Source organism: Streptomyces sp. NBC_00203, assembly GCF_045206325.1.
Lineage (GTDB): Bacteria > Actinomycetota > Actinomycetes > Streptomycetales > Streptomycetaceae > Streptomyces > Streptomyces lutosisoli.
Genome location: NZ_CP108126.1, coordinates 3,863,612 through 3,882,282 on the forward strand (window position 1 = coordinate 3,863,612; position 18,671 = coordinate 3,882,282).

The 18,671-nt window shown below is 70.6% G+C and carries 13 protein-coding genes; 6 read left to right on the forward strand and 7 right to left on the reverse strand.

All coding sequences use genetic code 11. The features are described 5' to 3' along the window. Positions 1-73 precede the first annotated feature (73 nt). From OG975_RS17430 to OG975_RS17445, 4 genes are all read right to left on the reverse strand, one after another. Complete coding sequence (locus OG975_RS17430; RefSeq protein ID WP_406330186.1) at positions 74-613, reverse strand: AAA family ATPase; 540 nt, start codon at positions 611-613, stop codon at positions 74-76. A gap of 11 nt (positions 614-624) precedes the next feature. Then, positions 625-1,134 carry a beta-ketoacyl synthase N-terminal-like domain-containing protein gene (locus tag OG975_RS17435; protein ID WP_406330187.1) on the reverse strand — a complete coding sequence of 170 codons (510 nt, stop codon included), beginning with the start codon at positions 1,132-1,134 and terminating at the stop codon, positions 625-627. Positions 1,135-1,268: 134 nt separating this feature from the next. Then, positions 1,269-2,501, reverse strand: a complete 1,233-nt coding sequence (gene aroA, locus OG975_RS17440) for a 3-phosphoshikimate 1-carboxyvinyltransferase (protein WP_406330188.1) — start codon at positions 2,499-2,501, stop codon at positions 1,269-1,271. 4 nt (positions 2,502-2,505) lie between these two features. After that, the gene (locus OG975_RS17445; protein WP_406330189.1) at positions 2,506-3,441 is read right to left on the reverse strand and encodes an EamA family transporter; all 936 of its coding nucleotides are present in this window, start codon (positions 3,439-3,441) and stop codon (positions 2,506-2,508) included. A gap of 153 nt (positions 3,442-3,594) precedes the next feature. On the opposite strand from OG975_RS17445, the gene OG975_RS17450 reads away from it, so the two are divergent. The 5 genes from OG975_RS17450 (at position 3,595) to OG975_RS17470 (ending at position 12,165) form a co-directional block, all read left to right on the forward strand. After that, complete coding sequence (locus OG975_RS17450; protein ID WP_406330190.1) at positions 3,595-4,524, forward strand: LysR family transcriptional regulator; 930 nt, start codon at positions 3,595-3,597, stop codon at positions 4,522-4,524. A gap of 333 nt (positions 4,525-4,857) precedes the next feature. After that, positions 4,858-6,714: a glycoside hydrolase family 3 protein gene (locus OG975_RS17455; protein ID WP_406330191.1), complete on the forward strand. Its 1,857-nt coding sequence runs from the start codon at positions 4,858-4,860 to the stop codon at positions 6,712-6,714. A 111-nt stretch (positions 6,715-6,825) separates the two neighbouring features. Continuing rightward, positions 6,826-7,470 carry a hypothetical protein gene (locus OG975_RS17460; RefSeq protein WP_406330192.1) on the forward strand — a complete coding sequence of 215 codons (645 nt, stop codon included), beginning with the start codon at positions 6,826-6,828 and terminating at the stop codon, positions 7,468-7,470. 155 nt (positions 7,471-7,625) lie between these two features. Next, positions 7,626-7,976, forward strand: coding sequence for a CU044_2847 family protein (locus OG975_RS17465; RefSeq protein ID WP_406330193.1), 351 nt, complete (start codon positions 7,626-7,628; stop codon positions 7,974-7,976). 22 nt (positions 7,977-7,998) lie between these two features. Next, on the forward strand, positions 7,999-12,165 hold the full coding sequence (locus OG975_RS17470) for an eIF2A-related protein (protein ID WP_406330194.1): 4,167 nt from the start codon (positions 7,999-8,001) through the stop codon (positions 12,163-12,165). A gap of 9 nt (positions 12,166-12,174) precedes the next feature. On the opposite strand, the gene OG975_RS17475 is transcribed toward OG975_RS17470, so the two are convergent. Together OG975_RS17475 and OG975_RS17480 are read right to left on the reverse strand one after the other, a co-directional pair. Beyond that, complete coding sequence (locus OG975_RS17475; RefSeq protein WP_406330195.1) at positions 12,175-13,623, reverse strand: aminopeptidase; 1,449 nt, start codon at positions 13,621-13,623, stop codon at positions 12,175-12,177. Between the two features lie 174 nt (positions 13,624-13,797). Continuing rightward, positions 13,798-14,187, reverse strand: coding sequence for a hypothetical protein (locus tag OG975_RS17480; protein WP_406330196.1), 390 nt, complete (start codon positions 14,185-14,187; stop codon positions 13,798-13,800). 189 nt (positions 14,188-14,376) lie between these two features. Here OG975_RS17480 and OG975_RS17485 point away from each other — a divergent pair, with 189 nt between their 5' ends. Beyond that, the gene (locus OG975_RS17485) at positions 14,377-14,853 is read left to right on the forward strand and encodes a hypothetical protein (RefSeq protein ID WP_406330197.1); all 477 of its coding nucleotides are present in this window, start codon (positions 14,377-14,379) and stop codon (positions 14,851-14,853) included. Between the two features lie 29 nt (positions 14,854-14,882). On the opposite strand, the gene OG975_RS17490 is transcribed toward OG975_RS17485, so the two are convergent. After that, positions 14,883-18,626, reverse strand: coding sequence for an ABC transporter ATP-binding protein (locus OG975_RS17490; RefSeq protein ID WP_406330198.1), 3,744 nt, complete (start codon positions 18,624-18,626; stop codon positions 14,883-14,885). Positions 18,627-18,671 lie beyond the last annotated feature (45 nt).

Here is an 18,671-nt window from a genome sequence, read left to right on the forward strand (position 1 = left end):
CTACGCGCCCGGAGCCGTCGAACGAAATTCCTGGCAGCGGGCGCGGACGGGCAGCGGCGGTCGTCCGTCGGGCTCACGGCTCCTTCGACTCCGACTCCAACTCAAGCTCGGTGAGGACGAGTTCGGCGACGCGAGAGGGCGGGATGGTGGTGGTGTCGATGGTGGTCGCCTCCCGGCGGAGCCAAGGCAGGGCGCGGTCGTAGTCGGCGAGGTGGTCGAGGCGCCACTGCCGGGCGCCGGCGTTCTCGGGATCGGTGTCGGTCTCGATGCGGTGGACGAGGGTGTCGTGGTCGGTGTGGAGGAGGTAGTGGCGTATGGGGATGCCCGCCTCCGTCAGACCCGTACGGATCTCGCGCCAGTACTCCTCGTTGAGGACGGTCTGTGTGACGACCAGCGTGCCGCCCACGTAGTCCAGTACCTGACGCGCGGTCTCCACCACCAGCCCGCGCCACGGCGGGAAGTCCTGGAAGTCCCGCGGCTTCCCCAGGACGTGCCAGAGCATGTACCCCACCTGCTCGGTGTCGAAGAGCCTGGACTCCGGTAGGCGGGCGGTGAGTTCCTTCGCGGTGGTGGTCTTGCCCGCGCCGAAGGTGCCGTTCAGCCAGAGGATCATGGCGCGCGACCCTACCCGGGCCCCGGCGTGCCCGCGAGGGGTCTCCTCACCTCCCCCTGACCGTCAGCCAGAACGCGCCGGCGAGCGAGACCGATCTCGGCGGCCGACATACTGGGGACGGTGCGGGGCACGGAGAACGGGTCGACCAGCCGGTGCCGCCCGTCGGCGATCTTGGGGATCTCGACCAGGTAACTGGCCATCGCCGCCGTACCCGTACCGACGACGACGCCCACCCTGCGGGCCGCCCACTCGGCGGGTAGCAGACCCGCCGCGGCGACCGCCTCCCGTGCCGCGAGCACCGCCAGGGCGGTGAACCGGTCGAGGCGGGCCGCCCGTCGGCGGCCGAGCAGGACCCCGGCGTCGAAACCGGGGATCCGGCAGCTGAAGTCGGTGGGCAGTCCGGCGAGTTCCGGATCGGTGGCCGCGGTGGGCGTGCCCGCGAGCAGACCGTCCCAGGTGGCGGCCGTCCCGATCCCCGCGGGAGTGATCAGTCCGAGTCCGGTGACCACGACGTCGTTCATGGGGCGAGAGCGTAGGTGGGAACGGGCCCGGCCGAATCGAGCCCGCATTCGACTCACTCACCCGAATTCGGTGTCCCGCAACGAAAAGGGGCGCCAAGCCCTCACACGTTCGAGAAACTCGCGTACATCCGCGATCACTGATACGAGTGAAACTCCGCGAACTTCTCGTGGAATTCCGGAAACGTCTTGCGTACGCACCCGGGGTCGTCGAACGAGATCCCCGGCACCCTCAGTCCGGTCACCGCGAAGGACATGACGACGCGGTGGTCGCCGTACGTCTTGATCTCCGCGCCCACGGGAGCCGCGCCCGGGTGGATCTCGATCCAGTCGGGGCCGGTCTCCACTCGGACACCGAGCCGCCGGAGGTTCTCCGCGCAGGCGTCGAGGCGGTCGCACTCCTTCACCCGCGTGTTGGCGACGTCCTCGATGCGGACGGGGCCGGAGGCGAAGGGCGCGATGGCGGCGAGCGTGGGCATGGTGTCGGAGATGTCCCGCATGTTGACCGTGAGGCCGCGCAGTTCGCCGGTGCCCGTGACCGTCGTACGGTCGCTGCCCACGTCGACGCGCGCGCCCATCCGCCGCAGCACGTCCACGAAGCCCAAGTCCCCTTGCAGGGCGCCCGATCCGAGCCCCGGGACCGTCACCTCGCCGCCCGTCAGGGCCGCCGCGGCGAAGAAGTAGCTGGCGGTGGAGGCGTCGGGCTCGACGGCGTACGTGGTGGCGCGGTAACCGCCGGGCGGGACCACGAACGCGTCCCCCTCGCGCCGCACCTCCGCCCCGAACGCCCGCATCATCGCCATCGTGATCTCGACGTACGGCACGGACACCAGGTCCGTCACCGTGATCCGCAAGCCCTTGCGGGTCAGCGGGCCCAGGAGGAGCAGGGCCGTCAGGTACTGGGACGACTGGCCGGCGTCCAGCACCACCTCCCCGCCGTCGACGCCCGCCGCCGCGATCGTCAGCGGGTGGTGGCCCTCCGGCCCCTCGTGCCGCACGTCCACGCCCAGGTCACGCAGCGCCCGGGTGAGCGGGAGCAGCGGGCGGCGGCGCATCTGCGCGGAGGCGTCGAAGCGGTAGGTGCCGTGTCCGGCGGCGGCCAGGGTGGGGAGGAAGCGGGCCGTGGTCGCGCCGTCGCGGCAGTACACGTCGGCCTCCCGGGCGGCGGGGCCCTGCGGACGGCCGTCGACGTGCCAGGCGTCCGGGGTCCGTCCGACCCGGTAGCCGAGCCGGGTCAGGCCCTCCGCGAAGCCGTCGGTGTCGTCCGAGCGGAGCGGGCGTACGAGGGTGGTGACCCCGTCGGCCGCCGCCGCCAGGAAGAGGGCGCGGGCGGTGATGGACTTGGAACCTGGGATGTCGACTGCGGCCATGCCCTCATGCTGGCTCGCCGACCTGCTCCCTTGCTGGAGCGTCCGCCACGTGGACCTTCCTCGATCCCGAACCCGAACCCGATCCCGAACCCGGCACCAGGGACGTCAGCGCCACCCCTCCCACCAGCAGCGCCGTGGCCGCCCACCGCAGCGGGCTCACCGACTCGCCCAGGAACAGCGCCGCGGACGACATGCCGAACACCGGGACCAGGAGGGAGAAGGGGGCCACCGTGGATGCGGGGTGCCGGTGCAGCAGCCAGCCCCACGCCCCGAAGCCGAAGACCGTGGTGATCCAGGCGACGTAGACCACGACGCCCGCGCCCTGCCAGTCCAGGGCGCGCAGGGCCGCCAGATCCCGCGACGGGCCCTCCGTCAGGAGCGACAGGCCGAGGAGCGGGAGTACGGGGACGGTGCTGACCCACACCATGAAGTTCAGCGAGTCCGGCGGAGACGCCTTGCGGGTGAGGACGTTGGACAGACCCCAGCAGGCCGCGGCGGCGATCACCAGGGCGAAGGCGCCGAGCGGACCGGCCGCGCCCTCGTCGACGGCGGCCAGGCCCACCCCGCACAGGGCCACACCCATGCCCGACAGCCGTACGCGGGTGGGGCGTTCACCGAGGACCACGAACGCGATCAGGGCCGTGAAGACCGCCTGGATCTGGAGGACGAGGGAGGACAGCCCGGCCGGCATGCCCGCGTCCATGCCGATGAACAGCAGGCCGAACTTGGCGACCCCGAGCACCAGCCCCACCGCCACGATCCACTTCCACGCGACCTTCGGGCGGCCCACGAAGAAGACCGCGGGCAGGGCGGCGACGAGGAAGCGCAGGGCCGAGAAGAGGAGGGGCGGGAAGTGGCCGAGGCCGACCTCGATGACGGTGAAGTTCACGCCCCAGACGGCGGCGACGAGGACGGCGAGGCAGATGTGGGCGGGTCGCATGGGTCGAGGATCACTCCCCGGACCGTGAAGCACCAGCGATGATTACTGCAAGGATGGATGAAGCATCACTAATGAAAGCCAGTGTGCCGACCAGCCACTGAGCCGGCCGACTCACTGGCCAACTGACTGGTGAGCCAATGAATGGGGTGGGCCATGCTCGATCTGCAACGTCTGCGCGCCCTGCACGCCGTCTCCGTGCACGGCACGGTCGGCGCCGCCGCGGCCGCGCTCGGGTACACGCCGTCGGCCGTTTCCCAGCAGATCGCGAAGCTGGAGCGGGAGACCAGGACCGTACTCCTCGAACGGCAGGGACGCGGTGTGCGGCTCACCGAGCAGGCCGAGCAACTCGCCGCCACCGCACAGGAGTTGCTGGCCATCGTGGAGCGCGCCGAGACCGAGCTGGAGGAGCGGCGCGGGCTGCCCGCCGGGCGGCTGACGGTGGCCGCGTTCGCCTCGGCGGCGCGGGGGCTGCTGCCCGGGGTGCTCGCGGATCTCGCGCGGCGGCATCCGGGGCTGGACACCCGCCTCACGGAGGTCGATCCGCACCTCTCCGTCGACCTGGTCGCCAAGGGGGCGGTGGACGTGGCCGTCGCGCACGACTGGGACATCGCGCCGCTGCCGGCCCCTCCGGGGGTGGAGCAGGCGGTGATCGGGGACGACCTGTGCGATCTGCTGGTCCCCGCGGGGCATCCCTTCACCGGGCGGGAGTCCGTGCGGCGGGAGGATCTGGGGGGTGAGCGGTGGATCTGTCAGCCGCCGGGGCGGGTGTGCCACGACTGGCTCGTCCGGACGCTGCGGGCCGCCGGGTGCGAGCCGGACATCGTGCACCAGGCGGACGAGAACCCGACCCTGGTCGCGCTCGTCGCGGCCGGGCTGGGGGTCGCGCTGATCCCTCGCCTCGGCCGCGGGCCCCTTCCCGACGGTGTGGTGGAGGTGCCGCTCGACCCGATGCCCGTACGACGGCTGTACGCGCTGTGGCGCACGGGGGCGGCTCGGCGGCCGGCCATCGCCGAGACGGTCCGCACGCTCCAGTCCCACTGGCCGTCGGTGTCGGCCCACCACACCGCCCACCACACCGCCTGACGCCCCGTCGGCAAGCCTCAACGCCCCCGCCCGACACCTTCGTCCCAACTTCCGTAGTTCCCCGGAATCCCGGGAACCCGGACCCCTTCCGCTTCGTCCAATCCGCATGCTGTCGGAGAGTCTCCGCAGTGCGGTGTCGGCCTCGCTGCTGGCTGCGAACGCTGACCACCCTCTCCGCCGCCTGCGGCCGGCAGCACGCCGTCACCGGCGCGCCCCCCTCCAACTGCGCCGGTGGCGGCCCCCTCTCGGTTACTGTGCACACCCTTGACTGGAAGAAACTTCCCGGATATTCGTGGCTCCTCGGAAGTTTCCTTCATGAGGGAAGGAGCGCACGTGCGCGACTCCAGCACGGGAAGCACCGCATCACCCGCCGAACCCCACAGACCGTCACAACCCTCCCGGCGTACGGTTCTCGCCGCCACCGCCGGCGTCACCGCCGCTCTCGCCACCCGCACCAGTGCGTACGCCGCCGATCAGGGGTCACGCGACCGGGAACTCCGCGCCCTCATCTCCGGTATGACGCTGGAGGAGAAGGTCGGCCAGCTCTTCGTGATGCGGGTGTACGGCCATTCGGCGACCGCGCCCGACCAGGCCGACATCGACGCCAACCTCAAGGAGATCGGCGTCAGGACCGCCGCCGAGCTGATCGCCAAGTACCGGGTCGGCGGGATCATCTACTTCGCCTGGGCGCACAACACCCGGAATCCGCATCAGATCGCCGATCTGTCGAACGGGATCCAGACCGCCTCCCTCGCCCAGCCCCGCGGGCTGCCCGTCCTCGTCTCCACCGACCAGGAGCACGGGATAGTGGCACGCGTGGGCAAGCCCGCGACGCTGTTCCCGGGCGCGATGGCGCTGGGTGCGGGCGGGTCGCGGGACGACGCCCGCACGGTGGGCCGGATCGCCGGCGCCGAGCTGCACGCGATCGGCATCCGGCAGGACTACTCCCCGGTCGCCGACGTGAACGTCAATCCGGCCAACCCGGTCATCGGCGTACGTTCCTTCGGCGCCGACCCGGACGCGGTGGCCGGCCTGGTGGCGGCCGAGGTGAAGGGCTATCAGCGCTCGGGCGTCGCGGCCACGGCCAAGCACTTCCCCGGCCACGGCGACACGGCCGTCGACAGCCACTTCGGCTTCCCGGTCATCACGCACACCCGTGAGGTGTGGTCGGCCCTCGACGCCGTGCCGTTCCGGGCGGCGATCCGCGCCGGCATCGACTCGATCATGACCGCGCACATCATGGTCCCGGCGCTCGACCCGTCCGGCGACCCGGCCACGCTCTCGCACCCGATCCTCACCGGCATCCTGCGTGAGGAACTCGGCTACGACGGGGTCGTGGTGACGGACTCCCTGATGATGGAGGGCGTACGGACGAAGTACGGCGACGACCGCGTCCCCGTCCTCGCGCTGAAGGCCGGTGTCGACCAGCTGCTCAACCCGCCCTCCCTGGACGTCGCGTGGAACGCGGTCCTGAACGCCGTACGCGGCGGTGAGCTGACCGAGGCCCGGCTCGACAAGTCGATCCTGCGCGTCCTGCGCCTCAAGTCGAAGCTGGGTCTGCTCGACGATCCCTTCGTCACCGGCTCCGGCGTCGACCGCACGGTCGGAACTCCGGCGCATCTCAGGACCGCCGACCAGATCGCGGACCGCACCACCACCCTGCTGGTCAACAAGGAGGGCCTGCTGCCGCTGTCCCGGCGGCGCACCCCGAAGGTGCTGGTCGTGGGCGCCGACCCGGCCTCGCCCTCCCTCTCCGACGGACCGCCCACCACCGTCCTCGCCGGCGCTCTCACCGAGCTCGGCTTCACGGCCACGGCCCTGTCCACCGGCGCCGCACCCTCGACGGCGACGATCGCCAAGGCGGTAGCGGCGGCGCGGGACGCCAACGCCGTGGTCGTCGGGACGTACAACGTGACGGCGACCGGTTCCCAGAAGACCCTCGTCGACCAGCTCGTCGCCACCGGCGTCCCGGTGATCGCGGTCGCCATCCGCAACCCGTACGACGTGGCCCAGCTCCCGGGCGTGGGCGCCTGCCTGGCCGCGTACTCCTGGACGGACGTCGAACTGCGCGCGGCCGCCCGGGTGATCGCGGGCCGCAGGCACCCGCGGGGCACCCTGCCGGTGCCGGTACAGCGGGCGGACGACCCGGCGCAGGTGCTGTATCCGATCGGGTACGGCTTGACGTACTAGCCGTACGCCGCAGACCCGGCGCACCACCCCCAAGTGGCCCAAAGGACCCCGCACGTCTGGCGTGTGCCCGCTGTCGCGGGTCACGCTGGGCGGGGGTATCGGGGGGAAGCCATGCGAGCAGGCGCGTTGGGCCGGCGTTCCGTTGGAGCGGTGTGCGCGCTTCTGCTCGCCGTGGTGGTGCTCGCCGGGTGCCAGCGCTGGTCCGGCTCCGACTCCGATTCCGGGAACGGTGAGCCGAGCGCGAGCGCGACATCGACGCGGCCCTCCGGCTACGGGGTGGAGTTCCTCGCCGTCGACGAGTGCAGCTCCTTCGGGACGACCAGCTTCACGGAGGTTCCCTGCACCAGTGAACGGGCGGCCGCCCGGGTGACCGCCCGCTACGACGGCAACGTGGCCGACGGCCCGTCCTGCCCCGCGACCACGGACTTCGTCCTGCACATCAGCGAGACACGGCCCGCCTCCGACGAGGACGGCGACGGCGCGGTCCCGCAGGGCTACGCCTGCATGCGCAAGCTCGAACCCCCGCACCCCGGCGACCCGGGCGGCGGCGGGGGCCCCCGCACCATCGTGGGCGACTGCGTCTACGGCTCGGGCGGAGGCCAGGTCCGCGAGACGGCGTGCGACGGCAAGGGCAAGAAGCCCCCGGAGTACAAGGTGACCTCCGCGGTCACCGCCCGCTCCAAGTGCCCGGCCTCCACAGCCCTGTACGTCCAGCTGGGCGGCACAAAACCGGTGGGCTGCGCCCGGCCCGTGTGACGCGGATGGCCCACCTCTGGGTGCGGCATATGCCAGGGGCGCGGATTCTGACGGAGATCCCCTGAGATCGAACGGCGGAGATCCCCTGGGCGCGAACGCGAACGCGGATGTGGGCGTGAGCGTCGTGAGCGCGAGAGAGAGACGGAGGAGGCGTTGTGGCACCTCTGACTCGGATTCCGCTGGACGGTGGGGGCTCCGTACTGGTCGAGGCACCCGCTGGGCTCGAAGGGCCGGTGAAGGCCGGCCGCATCAGCGATGCCGTTCACGAACTGCCGGAGACTCTGCAAGCTGCCCTGGAGCCGATCACGGAAACGGCCCGCGCCACGCTCGACCAGCTGCGCAAGGCTCGCCCCGACGAGATCGTGATCGAGTTCGGTGTCGACCTCGCGGTCGAGGCCGGGGCCGTGATCACCAAGAGCACGGCCACGGGCCATCTGCGGGTGACGGTGTCGTGGAAGAAGGACGGCTCCGGTCACCCGGCTCGGTCGGCCGAGGGTTCGGGCTGATCCCGTGGACAACGTGCACAGCGTGGACAGCGCAGAGACGGAACTGCCCCCTGCGGTGGCCCAACTCCTCGGACCGGACGGGAGAGTGGCCGGCGCCGGCTTCCTGGTGGCCGAGGACGTCCTGGTCACCTGTGCGCACGTCGTCCGGGCGGCGGGGGGCGGGCCCGGTGAGCGAGTAGGGCTGGCCTTCCCCCATGCGGACCGTGCGGACCGTGCGGACGGGGTGGAAGGAGTGGAAGGGCAGGTCCTGGGCGGCGATCTGTGGCGGGCCCCCGAGGACGAGGACGTGGCCTTCATCCGGCTGAGCGGTACGCCGGCGGGCATGAGGGTGCTGCCACTGGGTTCCGCGGAGGGCTGCCGGGGCCATCAGGTGCGGTCGTTCGGGTTCCCCGCGCAGGCTCCGCCGGACGGCCACTTCGGCTTCGGGGTGACCGGGGATCTACTGCCGGGCTCACAGAGCAGGGGCGCGCATCTGCAACTGACCGCCGCGAACGACCTCACCACCGGGTTCAGCGGCGGGCCTGTCCTCGATGAGGTGACCGGCCTGGTCATCGGGATGCTGACCGAGATCACCGCTCCTGACGAGTACCAGCGGGGGCACGGCATCGCGTACGTCACTCCGACGCAGGTCCTGCGGCAGATCATGCCGGAGCTGGCCGAGCGGGAGGTGTGCCCCTATCGGGGGCTGGAGCCGTTCACGGCTGAGCACGCCCAGTGGTTCGAAGGGCGGCAGGACGCGGTACGGCAGGTCATGGCGAACCTGGCCCAGCAGCGGCAGCTGACGGTGCTGCTCGGGCCGTCCGGGTCGGGGAAGTCGTCCCTGATCCAGGCGGGTGTGCTGTGCGCGCTGGCGGCGGGAGAACTGCCGGGCAGTGACCGGTGGCTGCCCGTGGTGGCCCGGCCGAGGCAGGATCTGCTGGCCGAGATCGAGCGTGCCGGTCTGCCCGGGGCGACGAGTGACGGGATCACGACAGCGGTCAACCGCAGACTGGGCGGAGAGGGCGACTATCAGCGCGTCCTGCTGGTCATCGACCAGTTCGAAGAGCTCCTGGTGCAGGGCACCAACGGCCGGCTGCGGGACCTCCTGGCCGTCATCGACGAGATCACCACGGTCACCGACGTCTACACCAAGCTCAGCGTGATCATGGTCATGCGCGACGACTTCTATCCCCAACTGGCCGCCCTGGCACCCAGGTTGCTGGAAGCCGCGATGCCGGGACTCCTCAACGTACCGGGCACCCTGAGCCAGCAGGACCTGCACGACATCATCACCCTGCCCGCCCAGGACGTGGGCCTCCGCTTCCAGCCCGGGCTGCCCGAGCAGATCATCAACGACGTCCTGGCCATCACCCCCGAAGCGGCCCTCACCGGCCAGGCGCCCGTCACCGTGCTGCCCCTGCTGGAGATGACGCTCAGCCAGCTGTGGCTCCGGCGGAAGGACGGGTACCTCACGCATGAGGCGTACCGGCGCATCGGAGCGGTCAGCGGAAGCGTGACCACGTGGTGCGACAGCGCCCTCGCCGAGCTGTCCGAGGAGCAACGGCTCATCGCCCGGCGGACGCTGACCTCCCTGGTGCACCCCGCCGACCCCAGCCACCACATCACCGCCGTCCGGGCACAGGTTCCCCTGGACGAACTGCGCGACCTGGCGGGCAGTCCGGTCGGCCCTGGCGGCCCCAGCAGCCCCAGCAGCCCCGGCGGTGAGAAGACGGCCGTCGACGACGTCATCGCCGCTCTCGCGCGCTATCGCATCATCACCACCCAGACGGTTGGCATGCCCCAGAACCCCGACGCCCCTCCCGGGGAACCGGTGGCCGAGCTAATTCATGAGGCACTCATCCGTGACTGGGGCGCACTGCGCAAGTGGGTCGACCAGGACCACCGTTTCCAGGAGTGGCTCAACCACACCCACGAACGTCGTGCACGCTGGGCCGAGGAAAAGCACCCGGGTGATCTGCTCGGCGGATCGGCACTCGCGGAGGGCATCGAGTGGTCACGGAAACGGCGGCTGCCGGGCGACATCGCGGCGTTTCTCGCTGCCAGCAAGGAGCGCCAGCAGGCTGCCGCTCGGCGCAGCAGGCGCGTGATCGCGGTTCTCGCTTCCCTGTTGGTTCTCGCGCTCCTCGCCGGAGTGGGTGCCGTCTGGCAGTGGCGGACGGCTCGCGGGGAGCGGGAGGCGGCGTTGTCGCGGCAGCTGGCCTCCGAGTCCAACGCGCTCTTCCAGACGAGTCCTGACCTCTCCGCGCTCCTGGCCGTCCAGTCCTACCGCACCGATCACACCCCCGAGTCCACCGCGATGCTGCGCACCGTCGCGTCCCTCCCGGCAAATCGGCGGTTGCTCGCCGCCGACACGGTGAACGCGGTGGCCTACAGCCCCGACGGCCGCACCGTGGCCGCCGCGAGTGCGGGTGACGACCATTCCGTACGGTTGTGGGATGCGGCGACCGGCAGGCCGATCAGGTTTCTGTCCGGGCACGGCGGCCCGGTGAATACGGTGGCTTTCAGCCCTGACGGCCGCACCATCGCCACAGGCAGTTGGGACCACACCGCACGGCTGTGGGATGCGCACACCGGCGAGGTCCGCAAAATCCTGAGAGGGCACGACAACCAGGTGAACTCGGTGGCCTTCAGCCCCGACAGCAAGACCCTCGCCACCGGCAGTTGGGACAAGACCACACGATTGTGGGATGTCACCAGCGGCAAGTGGGTGGCCACCTTGAAAAAGCACAGCGACCAGGTGAAGTCGGTCGCGTTCAGCCCCGATGGCAAGACCCTCGCGACCGGCAGCGCCGACAGCACCGTACTGCTGTGGGACCTCGCCACTCGCCGGCCCCGCCCGCCCCTGGAAGGACACACCAGTTGGGTGAATTCGGTGGCCTTCAGCCCCGACGGCAAAACCCTCGCATCCACCAGCTCCGACGGCACCGCACAACTGTGGGATGCGACCAGCGGTGAAAATCGCGCCACGCTGATCGGGCAGAGCGGCTGGGTGACCGCGGCGGCATTCAGCCCCGACAGCCGCACCGTGGTCACTACCAGCTCCAACCACACTGTCTGGTTGTGGGATTCGGCCACAGGCGTAGCGCTCGACACCTTGCCCGGGCACACCGGCGCGGTACTTTCGGTGGCGTTCAGCCCCGACGGCAGAACCCTCGCCACCGCCAGCGGCGACCACACGACACGCCTGTGGGACGTCGCCACCGACAAGCACAGCACGACCCTGGCCGAACACACCGACTGGGTGTATTCCGTGGCGTTCAGCCCCGACGGCAAGATCCTCGCCACCGCCAGCGGCGATCACAGGGTGCAACTTTGGGAAGTCGGCACCGGAAGACGTCTCGCGACGCTGCGTCACGACGACGAGGTGTATGCGGTGGCGTTCAGCCAGGACGGCCACACCATCGCCACCGCCGGCGCCGACCATAAGGCGCGCCTGTGGGACTACGCCGGTAAGCGCCTCGCAGAGTTGAAGCACAGCGACCAGGTGCAGTCGGTCGCGTTCAGCCCCAACGGCAAGACCCTCGCCACCGGCAGCAATGACGGCTCGGTGGAACTGTGGGACGTCGGAGCCCGCACGGCCCGTGCCTCCCTGCTCGGACACAAGGGCCCCGTGTATTCCGTGGCGTTCAGCCCCGACGGCAAGACCCTGGCCACCGGGGGCGCCGATGCCGTCGTACGGCTGTGGGATGTCGGCACCAGCTCTGCCGAAAAGCTGTGGGGGCACACGGACGAGGTGCACTCGGTCGCGTTCAGCCGCGACGGCCGCACCCTCGCCACCGGCAGTTGGGACCACACCGCACGTCTGTGGGACGTGGCCACCCGCAAGCTCAGCAGAAGCCTGACCGGGCAGACGGACACGGTCGACTCGGTGGCCCTCAGCCCCGACGGCAAAACCCTCGCCGCCGCATCGGGCGTCACCGTGGGGCTGTGGGACGTGTCCACTGGTGAACCACGGAAGTACGTGAGCGGAACCTTCGGCTGGGTGAACGCGGTGGCGTTCAGCCCCAACGGCAAAATCCTCGCGACCGCAAGCACCGACATGACCGCCCACCTGTGGACCGCCGCCCTCCTCGACCCCGCCGAAGCGATCCAGAAGGTATGCCGTACCGTCCAGCGCGACCTCACGTCGCAGGAACGGACGGCATACCTACCTGGTCATGCGGTGGGCCACGTGTGCCCGTCACGCTGATGTCCGGCGCTACGGACGCAACCCGGACTCCCGCTCCACGTCCCGCACATCCAGCTTGGCGTCGAACTTCGCCAACGGCTTCGCCGCAGCCGGATCGGCCTGGACCGCAGCGGAAGCAACCCCCGCCCACTCCAGAATCCGCGCCGTAGCCAGCGCCTTCTCGTCGGCGACGAGCCCCGCGACATTGGCGCCGTGGTTCAGACCCGGCGCCGTGAAGACGTACGAGTCACGCGCCCCCGCGCCGAGGCGGAAGCGCTCCGCGCCCCACGGGTCGTTCTGGCCGTAGACGTACAGCATGTGGTGGGCGTGGTGGCGGACCCAGGAGTCCACGTCACGCATCACACCCAGCTGCCACCGCGTCGGAATCGAGCTCGGCACGAAGTTCCGCGGCGGCTGGTAGCCGTAGCGGACGTACTGCTTCTCGATGTACGGGAAGTGGATCGTCGGCGCGCCCAGCTGGGTGGCCGCCTGGTAGTAGTACGGCGTGTACGGCTCCAGGCCCTGGTCGGTGTAGGCCGAGAAACCGGAAATGGTGTCGATGGAGTCCCAGATGTCCTGGTCGCTCGCGGTCGCCGCGTCCGCCGGGATCGCGGCACAGTCCGAGAGCAGGCTGTACTGCCAGAAGCCCCACACGTAGTCGAGCACGACCGCCTCGTACGCCTTGTCGAGGCTGCCGACCGTGGTGAACGTGAAGCCGTTGTCGGCCGCGTACGCCTCGTACTTCTTCTCCAGCGGTTCGCGGCGCACCAGCGCCTCGCGCTGCACGGCGTTCAGCTTGTCGCGGCACTCCTTGGTGCCGACGGTCGTGAAGAAGCGGTCGTACGCCGAGTCCTCGTCGTTCACCACGTCGTTGGGGGCGACGTACGCGACGACGCCGTCCATGTCACGCGGGTAGAAGCGCTCGTAGTACGTGGCGGTCATGCCGCCCTTCGAGCCGCCCGTGGAGAGCCAGTTCTTGGTGTAGATCGGCCTGAGGGCCTCGAAGATACGGTGCTGGTCGCTCGCCGCCTGCCAGATGTCGAGCTTGGACCAGTCGGCCGGGTCGGGCCGGGACGGAGTGAAGAAGCGGTACTCCATCGCGACCTGGTTGCCGTCCACGATCTGGGTCGGCTCGCGGCGGCCGGGGTTCGTGGAGACGTTGTAGCCGCTGGTGTAGAAGACCGTCGGGCGCGAGGTGTCCTTGTGCAGCACCGTGATCCGCTGCTGGAACGTGCCCTTGGACGGGTGCCGGTGGTCGATCGGCTGGGTGTAGTTGAGGACGAAGAACCGGTAGCCGGTGTACGGCTTCTCCTGGACCAGGCTCATGCCCGGTATCGCGAGGAGCCGGTCCTTGATGTCGACGTCGGTGGAAGCCGTGGTACCCGTGGCCTCCGGCTGGGCGGCGGTGGCCACCCCGGCCGTGGTCAGTGTGCCTATGAGCACCGTGAGCGCCAGCAGCCATCTGAGCGCCTTGCGCATGCACCCTCCCCTGGGATTACGCAGATGTCCGCCGGAACCTAGCGGAGCAACTCCCGTGACACCAGGGGTGTTTGAGCAAACCTGTGGGTTTGCGGTGATGTGCCTGAGGAACCGGCCGGGCGACGACGCCGGGCGGCGAATCGGTCCCGTCGGCTCAGTCTCGGTCCCGCCGGCTCAGCAGAGGATCCAGCCCGAGTCCACCGAACCCGAGCCGACCGAGCCCTTGATCCGGACGCAACGGTGGCCCACGTGCACGGTCACCGGGCCCGCGTGGTGTGCGAACTGCCCCCTGTCGACCACCGGCCGGCCGCCGCGCGCCTGCACGCTGACGGACATCGACTTACGCGACCCCTGCGTCTTGGGGAAGGTCACGGCACATACGTAACCGGTGCGCTTGAAGACCTGCACGGATCCGGTCGAGAAGGGCAGCGTACGGACCTTGCGGCCCGAGCAGTACGAGGTGGCCGCCTGGGCGCTGCCGGGGCTCGCGAGCGCGAGCAGCCCGGAGGCGGTCAGCACGGTCACGCCGAGCGCCAACCATCGGCGTATCGCACCACTGTCCACTGTCGTCCCTCCCGCAGCAATCAGCGTACTGGTGTACGGACGCACGACGTACGTCGGATGGTTGCGCTCCCCCGGGACTCACCCGGGACTCACCCCAGGACTCACCCAGAAGAGGTTTTTCCCGGCTTTGGGGCAACCGCACCCGTTTATCCGGTGTCCAACTGGTCAGAAAGCGAAAGGCGGTAGTCCATGTCACGCATGATTCCTTCACGTACGACCGGTCGTGCCCTCGTCGCCGCGGCGCTCCTGCTGACCGCGGGCGCCTCCGTACCGGCCGTCGCCAGCTCCACCACCCCGCCACCCGCCCGCAGCGGAAGCAACGGTCCCGTCTACGACCGGGTGGCCGACTTCTACGGCGCCTACATCGACGCGGTGACCGACTCGGGATCCGGCCACCTCGACACCCAGCTGCGCGCGTTCTACCTGACCTCGGGTCTTCGCTCGCGCCTGGCCACCTGGGAGAACCGCGAGCACGCGGACGGCGTCCTGCGCGCCCAGGACGTGCCGCGCGCCTGGAAGGTGACGGCCGGCGACAGCGGCATGGGCCACACCTGGTCGACGGTCCGCCTGACCTGGGGCTCCGCGAAGCATCCGACGTACACCTATCTGACGGTGCAGTCGGATCTCGCGACGAAGAAGATCTCCGACATCAAGCAGAAGAGCTGACCTGGCGGAAAATCACGCCGAAGAGCCGATCAGGCAGCGGAGCTGACCGGCTCCCCGACGAACGTGCGCCACAACTCTGCGTACATTCCCCCGAGTCGAAGCAGCTCGTCGTGCGTGCCGTCCTCCGCCACCCGGCCGTGGTCCATGACCACGACCCGGTCCGCGCGGGCGGCCGTCGTCAGGCGGTGGGCGACCACCAGGGTCGTACGGCGGCCGGCCAGGCGGTCGGTGGCCCTGTTGACCAGGGCCTCCGTGGCCAGGTCCAGCGCCGCCGTCGCCTCGTCGAGGAGCAGCACGTCCGGGTCGACGAGTTCGGCGCGGGCCAGGGCGATCAGCTGGCGCTGGCCCGCGGAGAGGTTGCGGCCGCGTTCGGCGACCTCGTGGAGGTAGCCGCCGTCGAGCGTGGCGATCATGTCGTGCGCGCCGACCGCGCGGGCCGCGGCCTCCACCTCGGCGTCGGTGGCGTCGGGGCGGCCGTAGGCGACGGCGTCGCGGACCGTGCCCTGGAAGAGGTACGCCTCCTGGGGGACGACGCCGAGCCGGTGGCGGTAGGAGGTGATGTCGAGGTCGCGCAGGTCCATGCCGTCGACCGTGACCTGCCCGCCCGTCGGGTCGTAGAACCGGGCGACCAGTTTCACCAGTGTCGACTTGCCCGCGCCGGTCTCGCCGACGAAGGCGACGGTCTGCCCGGCGGGGATGCTCAGCGAGACCCCGCTCAACGCCTCCTCGTCGTCCCCGTACGCGAAGTCGACGTCCTCGAAGGCGATGTCGCCCCGCAGGGAGAGGACTTCCAGAGGCTCGTCGGCGGCCTTCGTCGAGGTCGGCTCCTGGAGCAGTTCCTGGATGCGGCCGAGCGAGACCGTCGCCTGCTGGTAGCCGTCGAAGACCTGCGAGAGCTGCTGCACAGGTGCGAAGAACAGGTCGATGTAGAGGAGGTAGGCGACCAGCGCGCCGGTCGTCAGGGTGCCCGCGTCCACCCGGTGCGCGCCGACGACCAGGACGGCCGCCGCGGCCACCGACGACAGCAGCTGCACGAACGGGAAGTAGATGGATATCAGCCACTGCCCGCGGATCCGCGCCTGACGGTAGCTGTCGCTGCCCTCCGCGAACCGCCGCACGCCCGAGCGCTCGCGCCGGAACGCCTGGAGGATCAGCAGCCCGGACACCGACTCCTGGAGGTCGGCGTTGACCACCGACACCCGCTCGCGGGCGAGTTCGTACGCCTTCACGCTCGCCCGGCGGAAGAAGAACGTGCCGATGATCAGCGGCGGCAGCGTCACGAAGACGACCAGCGCCAGCTGTACGTCGATCACCAGCAGGGCGACCATGATGCCGAAGAAGGTGACGACGGAGACGAAGGCCGTGACCAGACCGGTCTGGAGGAACGTGGACAGGGCGTCCACGTCGGTCGTCATCCGGGTCATGATCCGACCCGTCAACTCCCGCTCGTAGTAGTCGAGTCCGAGGCGCTGGAGCTGGGCGAAGATCTTCAGGCGGAGCGAGTAGAGGACCCGCTCGCCGGTCCGGCCCGTCATCCGCGTCTCGCCGATCTGCGCCACCCACTGGACGAGCACGGTGACCAGCGCGAGCCCGGCCGCGGCCCACACCGCGCCGAGCGCCATGCGGGAGACGCCCTGGTCGATGCCGTGCCGGATCAGCACGGGCAGCAACAGGCTCATGCCCGCGTCGACGGCGACGAGCCCGAGGCTGATGAGCAGCACGGCCCCGAAGCCGCGCAGCAGCCGCCGCAGTCCGTACGACTCCTCGGGCGTGACCGCGCGTGCCTCGTCGATGCCCGGAGTGTCGGTCGCCGGGGGCAACGCCTCGACCTGGGCTAGGAGTTCGGGGGTGGCGGGCATCCCGGCGAGCGCGTTGTCCTTGGGCTCGCGGTCGCCGGTCCACAGGTGGGGTGTCACACCGCGCTCGGCGTCGAACTCGGCATCCAGCTCGTCCCGTACGGAGGTGTCCTCCTGGGGTGCCGTGGGCGGGGCGTGTCCCGGGGAGACCCCGCCCAGCTCGTCGGGGTCGGTGAGCAGCCGCCGGTACAGGGCGGAGCGCTCCTGGAGCTCCTCGTGCGTACCGATGTCGGCGAGCCGGCCGCCGTCGAGCACGGCGATACGGTCGGCGAGGTTGAGCGTGGAGCGCCGGTGGGCGATCAGCAGGGTGGTCCGGCCCTCCATGACCTGCCCCAGCGCCTCATGGATCTCGTGCTCGACGCGGGCGTCCACGGCGGAGGTGGCGTCGTCGAGGACGAGCAGGCGCGGATCGGTGAGGATGGCGCGGGCGAGCGCGACGCGCTGCCGCTGGCCGCCGGAGAGGGTGAGGCCGTGCTCGCCGACCTTGGTGTCGTACCCCTTCGGCAGCTCGGCGATGAAACGGTCCGCCTGGGCGGCGCGGGCCGCGGTCTCGATCTCCTCCTGGGTGGCGTCCGGACGGCCGTACGCGATGTTGGAGCGCACGGTGTCGGAGAAGAGGAAGGAGTCCTCGGGGACGAGCCCGATCGCGGCGCGCAGCGACTCCTGCGTCAGCTCGCGGACGTCGTGGCCGCCGATGAGGACGGCGCCGTGCGTGACGTCGTAGAAGCGGGGCAGCAGGAGCGAGACGGTCGACTTGCCGGAGCCGGAGGAGCCGACGACGGCGAGGGTCTCGCCGGGCCGGATCTCGAACGACAGCCCGTCCAGGACCGGCCGCCCCTCCTCGTATCCGAACGACACGTCGTCGAACTCGACGGTCGCGGGCGCGTCGGCGGGCAGGGTCTTCGTCCCGTCCTTGATCGACGGCTCGGTGTCGATCAGCTCCAGCACCCGCTCGGCACCGGCGCGGGCCTGCTGCCCGACGGTGAGGACGACGGCCAGCATGCGTACGGGCCCGACGAGCTGGGAGAGATACGTGGAGAACGCCACGAACGTACCGAGCGTGACCTGCCCGCGCACGGCGAGCCAGCCGCCCAGCGCGAGCATCGCGACCTGGCCGAGGGCGGGGACGGCCTGGAGGGCCGGGGTGTACTTGGCGTTGAGGCGGATCGTCCGCAGCCGTCCGGCGAAGAGCCTGCGCCCGACCTCCCGGAGCTTCCCGGTCTCCTGATCCTCCTGCCCGAAGCCCTTCACCACGCGTACGCCGCTGACGGCGCCGTCGACGACTCCGGCGACCGCGGCGGCCTGGGCCTGCGCGTACCAGGTGGCGGGGTGCAGCTTGGAGCGGCTGCGCTTGGCGACGAACCAGAGGGCGGGGGCGACGGCGAGCGCGACCAGGGTGAGCGGCAGGGACAGCCAGGCCATGATCCCGAGGGAGATCAGGAAGAGAAGGACGTTCCCGATGGTCATCGGGAGCATGAAGAGCAGGCCCTGGATCAGCTGGAGGTCGCTGGTGGCGCGGCCGACGACCTGGCCGGTGGACAGCTCGTCCTGGCGGCGGCCGTCGAGGCGGGTGATCGTCTCGTACATCTCGGTACGGAGATCGTGCTGGACGTCGAGGGCGAGCCGGCCGCCGTAGTAGCGGCGGATGTAGGTGAGGCCGTAGACGAGGACGGCGGCGCCTATCAGGGCGCCCGCCCAGGGGGCCATGCCCCTGGTGTGGTCCCCCACGACGTCGTCGATGATCACCTTGGTGATCAGCGGGACCAGCGCCATGACGGCCATACCGGCCAGCGAGGAGCCGAGCGCGAGGACGACGTCCTTCGGGTACCGCCACGCGTACCCGGCCAGGCGCCGCGCCCAGCCGGCACCTTCGTCCCGCCCGGCCAGGCCCCGCTTTTCCCCCTGTTGCGCTGCCACGCCGGTCCTCCCGTAGATCCTTGTCCGCCGGAAGACACCAACGCC

Bases quoted from the DNA above. Each gene is read 5' to 3' on its own strand.
- OG975_RS17445 (WP_406330189.1), bottom strand. From the start codon at position 3,441: ATGCGACCCGCCCACATCTGCCTCGCCGTCCTCGTCGCCGCCGTCTGG.
- OG975_RS17450 (WP_406330190.1), top strand. From the start codon at position 3,595: ATGCTCGATCTGCAACGTCTGCGCGCCCTGCACGCCGTCTCCGTGCAC.
- OG975_RS17430 (WP_406330186.1), bottom strand. From the start codon at position 613: ATGATCCTCTGGCTGAACGGCACCTTCGGCGCGGGCAAGACCACCACC.
- OG975_RS17435 (WP_406330187.1), bottom strand. From the start codon at position 1,134: ATGAACGACGTCGTGGTCACCGGACTCGGACTGATCACTCCCGCGGGG.
- OG975_RS17460 (WP_406330192.1), top strand. From the start codon at position 6,826: ATGCGAGCAGGCGCGTTGGGCCGGCGTTCCGTTGGAGCGGTGTGCGCG.
- aroA (WP_406330188.1), bottom strand. From the start codon at position 2,501: ATGGCCGCAGTCGACATCCCAGGTTCCAAGTCCATCACCGCCCGCGCC.
- OG975_RS17485 (WP_406330197.1), top strand. From the start codon at position 14,377: ATGTCACGCATGATTCCTTCACGTACGACCGGTCGTGCCCTCGTCGCC.
- OG975_RS17475 (WP_406330195.1), bottom strand. From the start codon at position 13,623: ATGCGCAAGGCGCTCAGATGGCTGCTGGCGCTCACGGTGCTCATAGGC.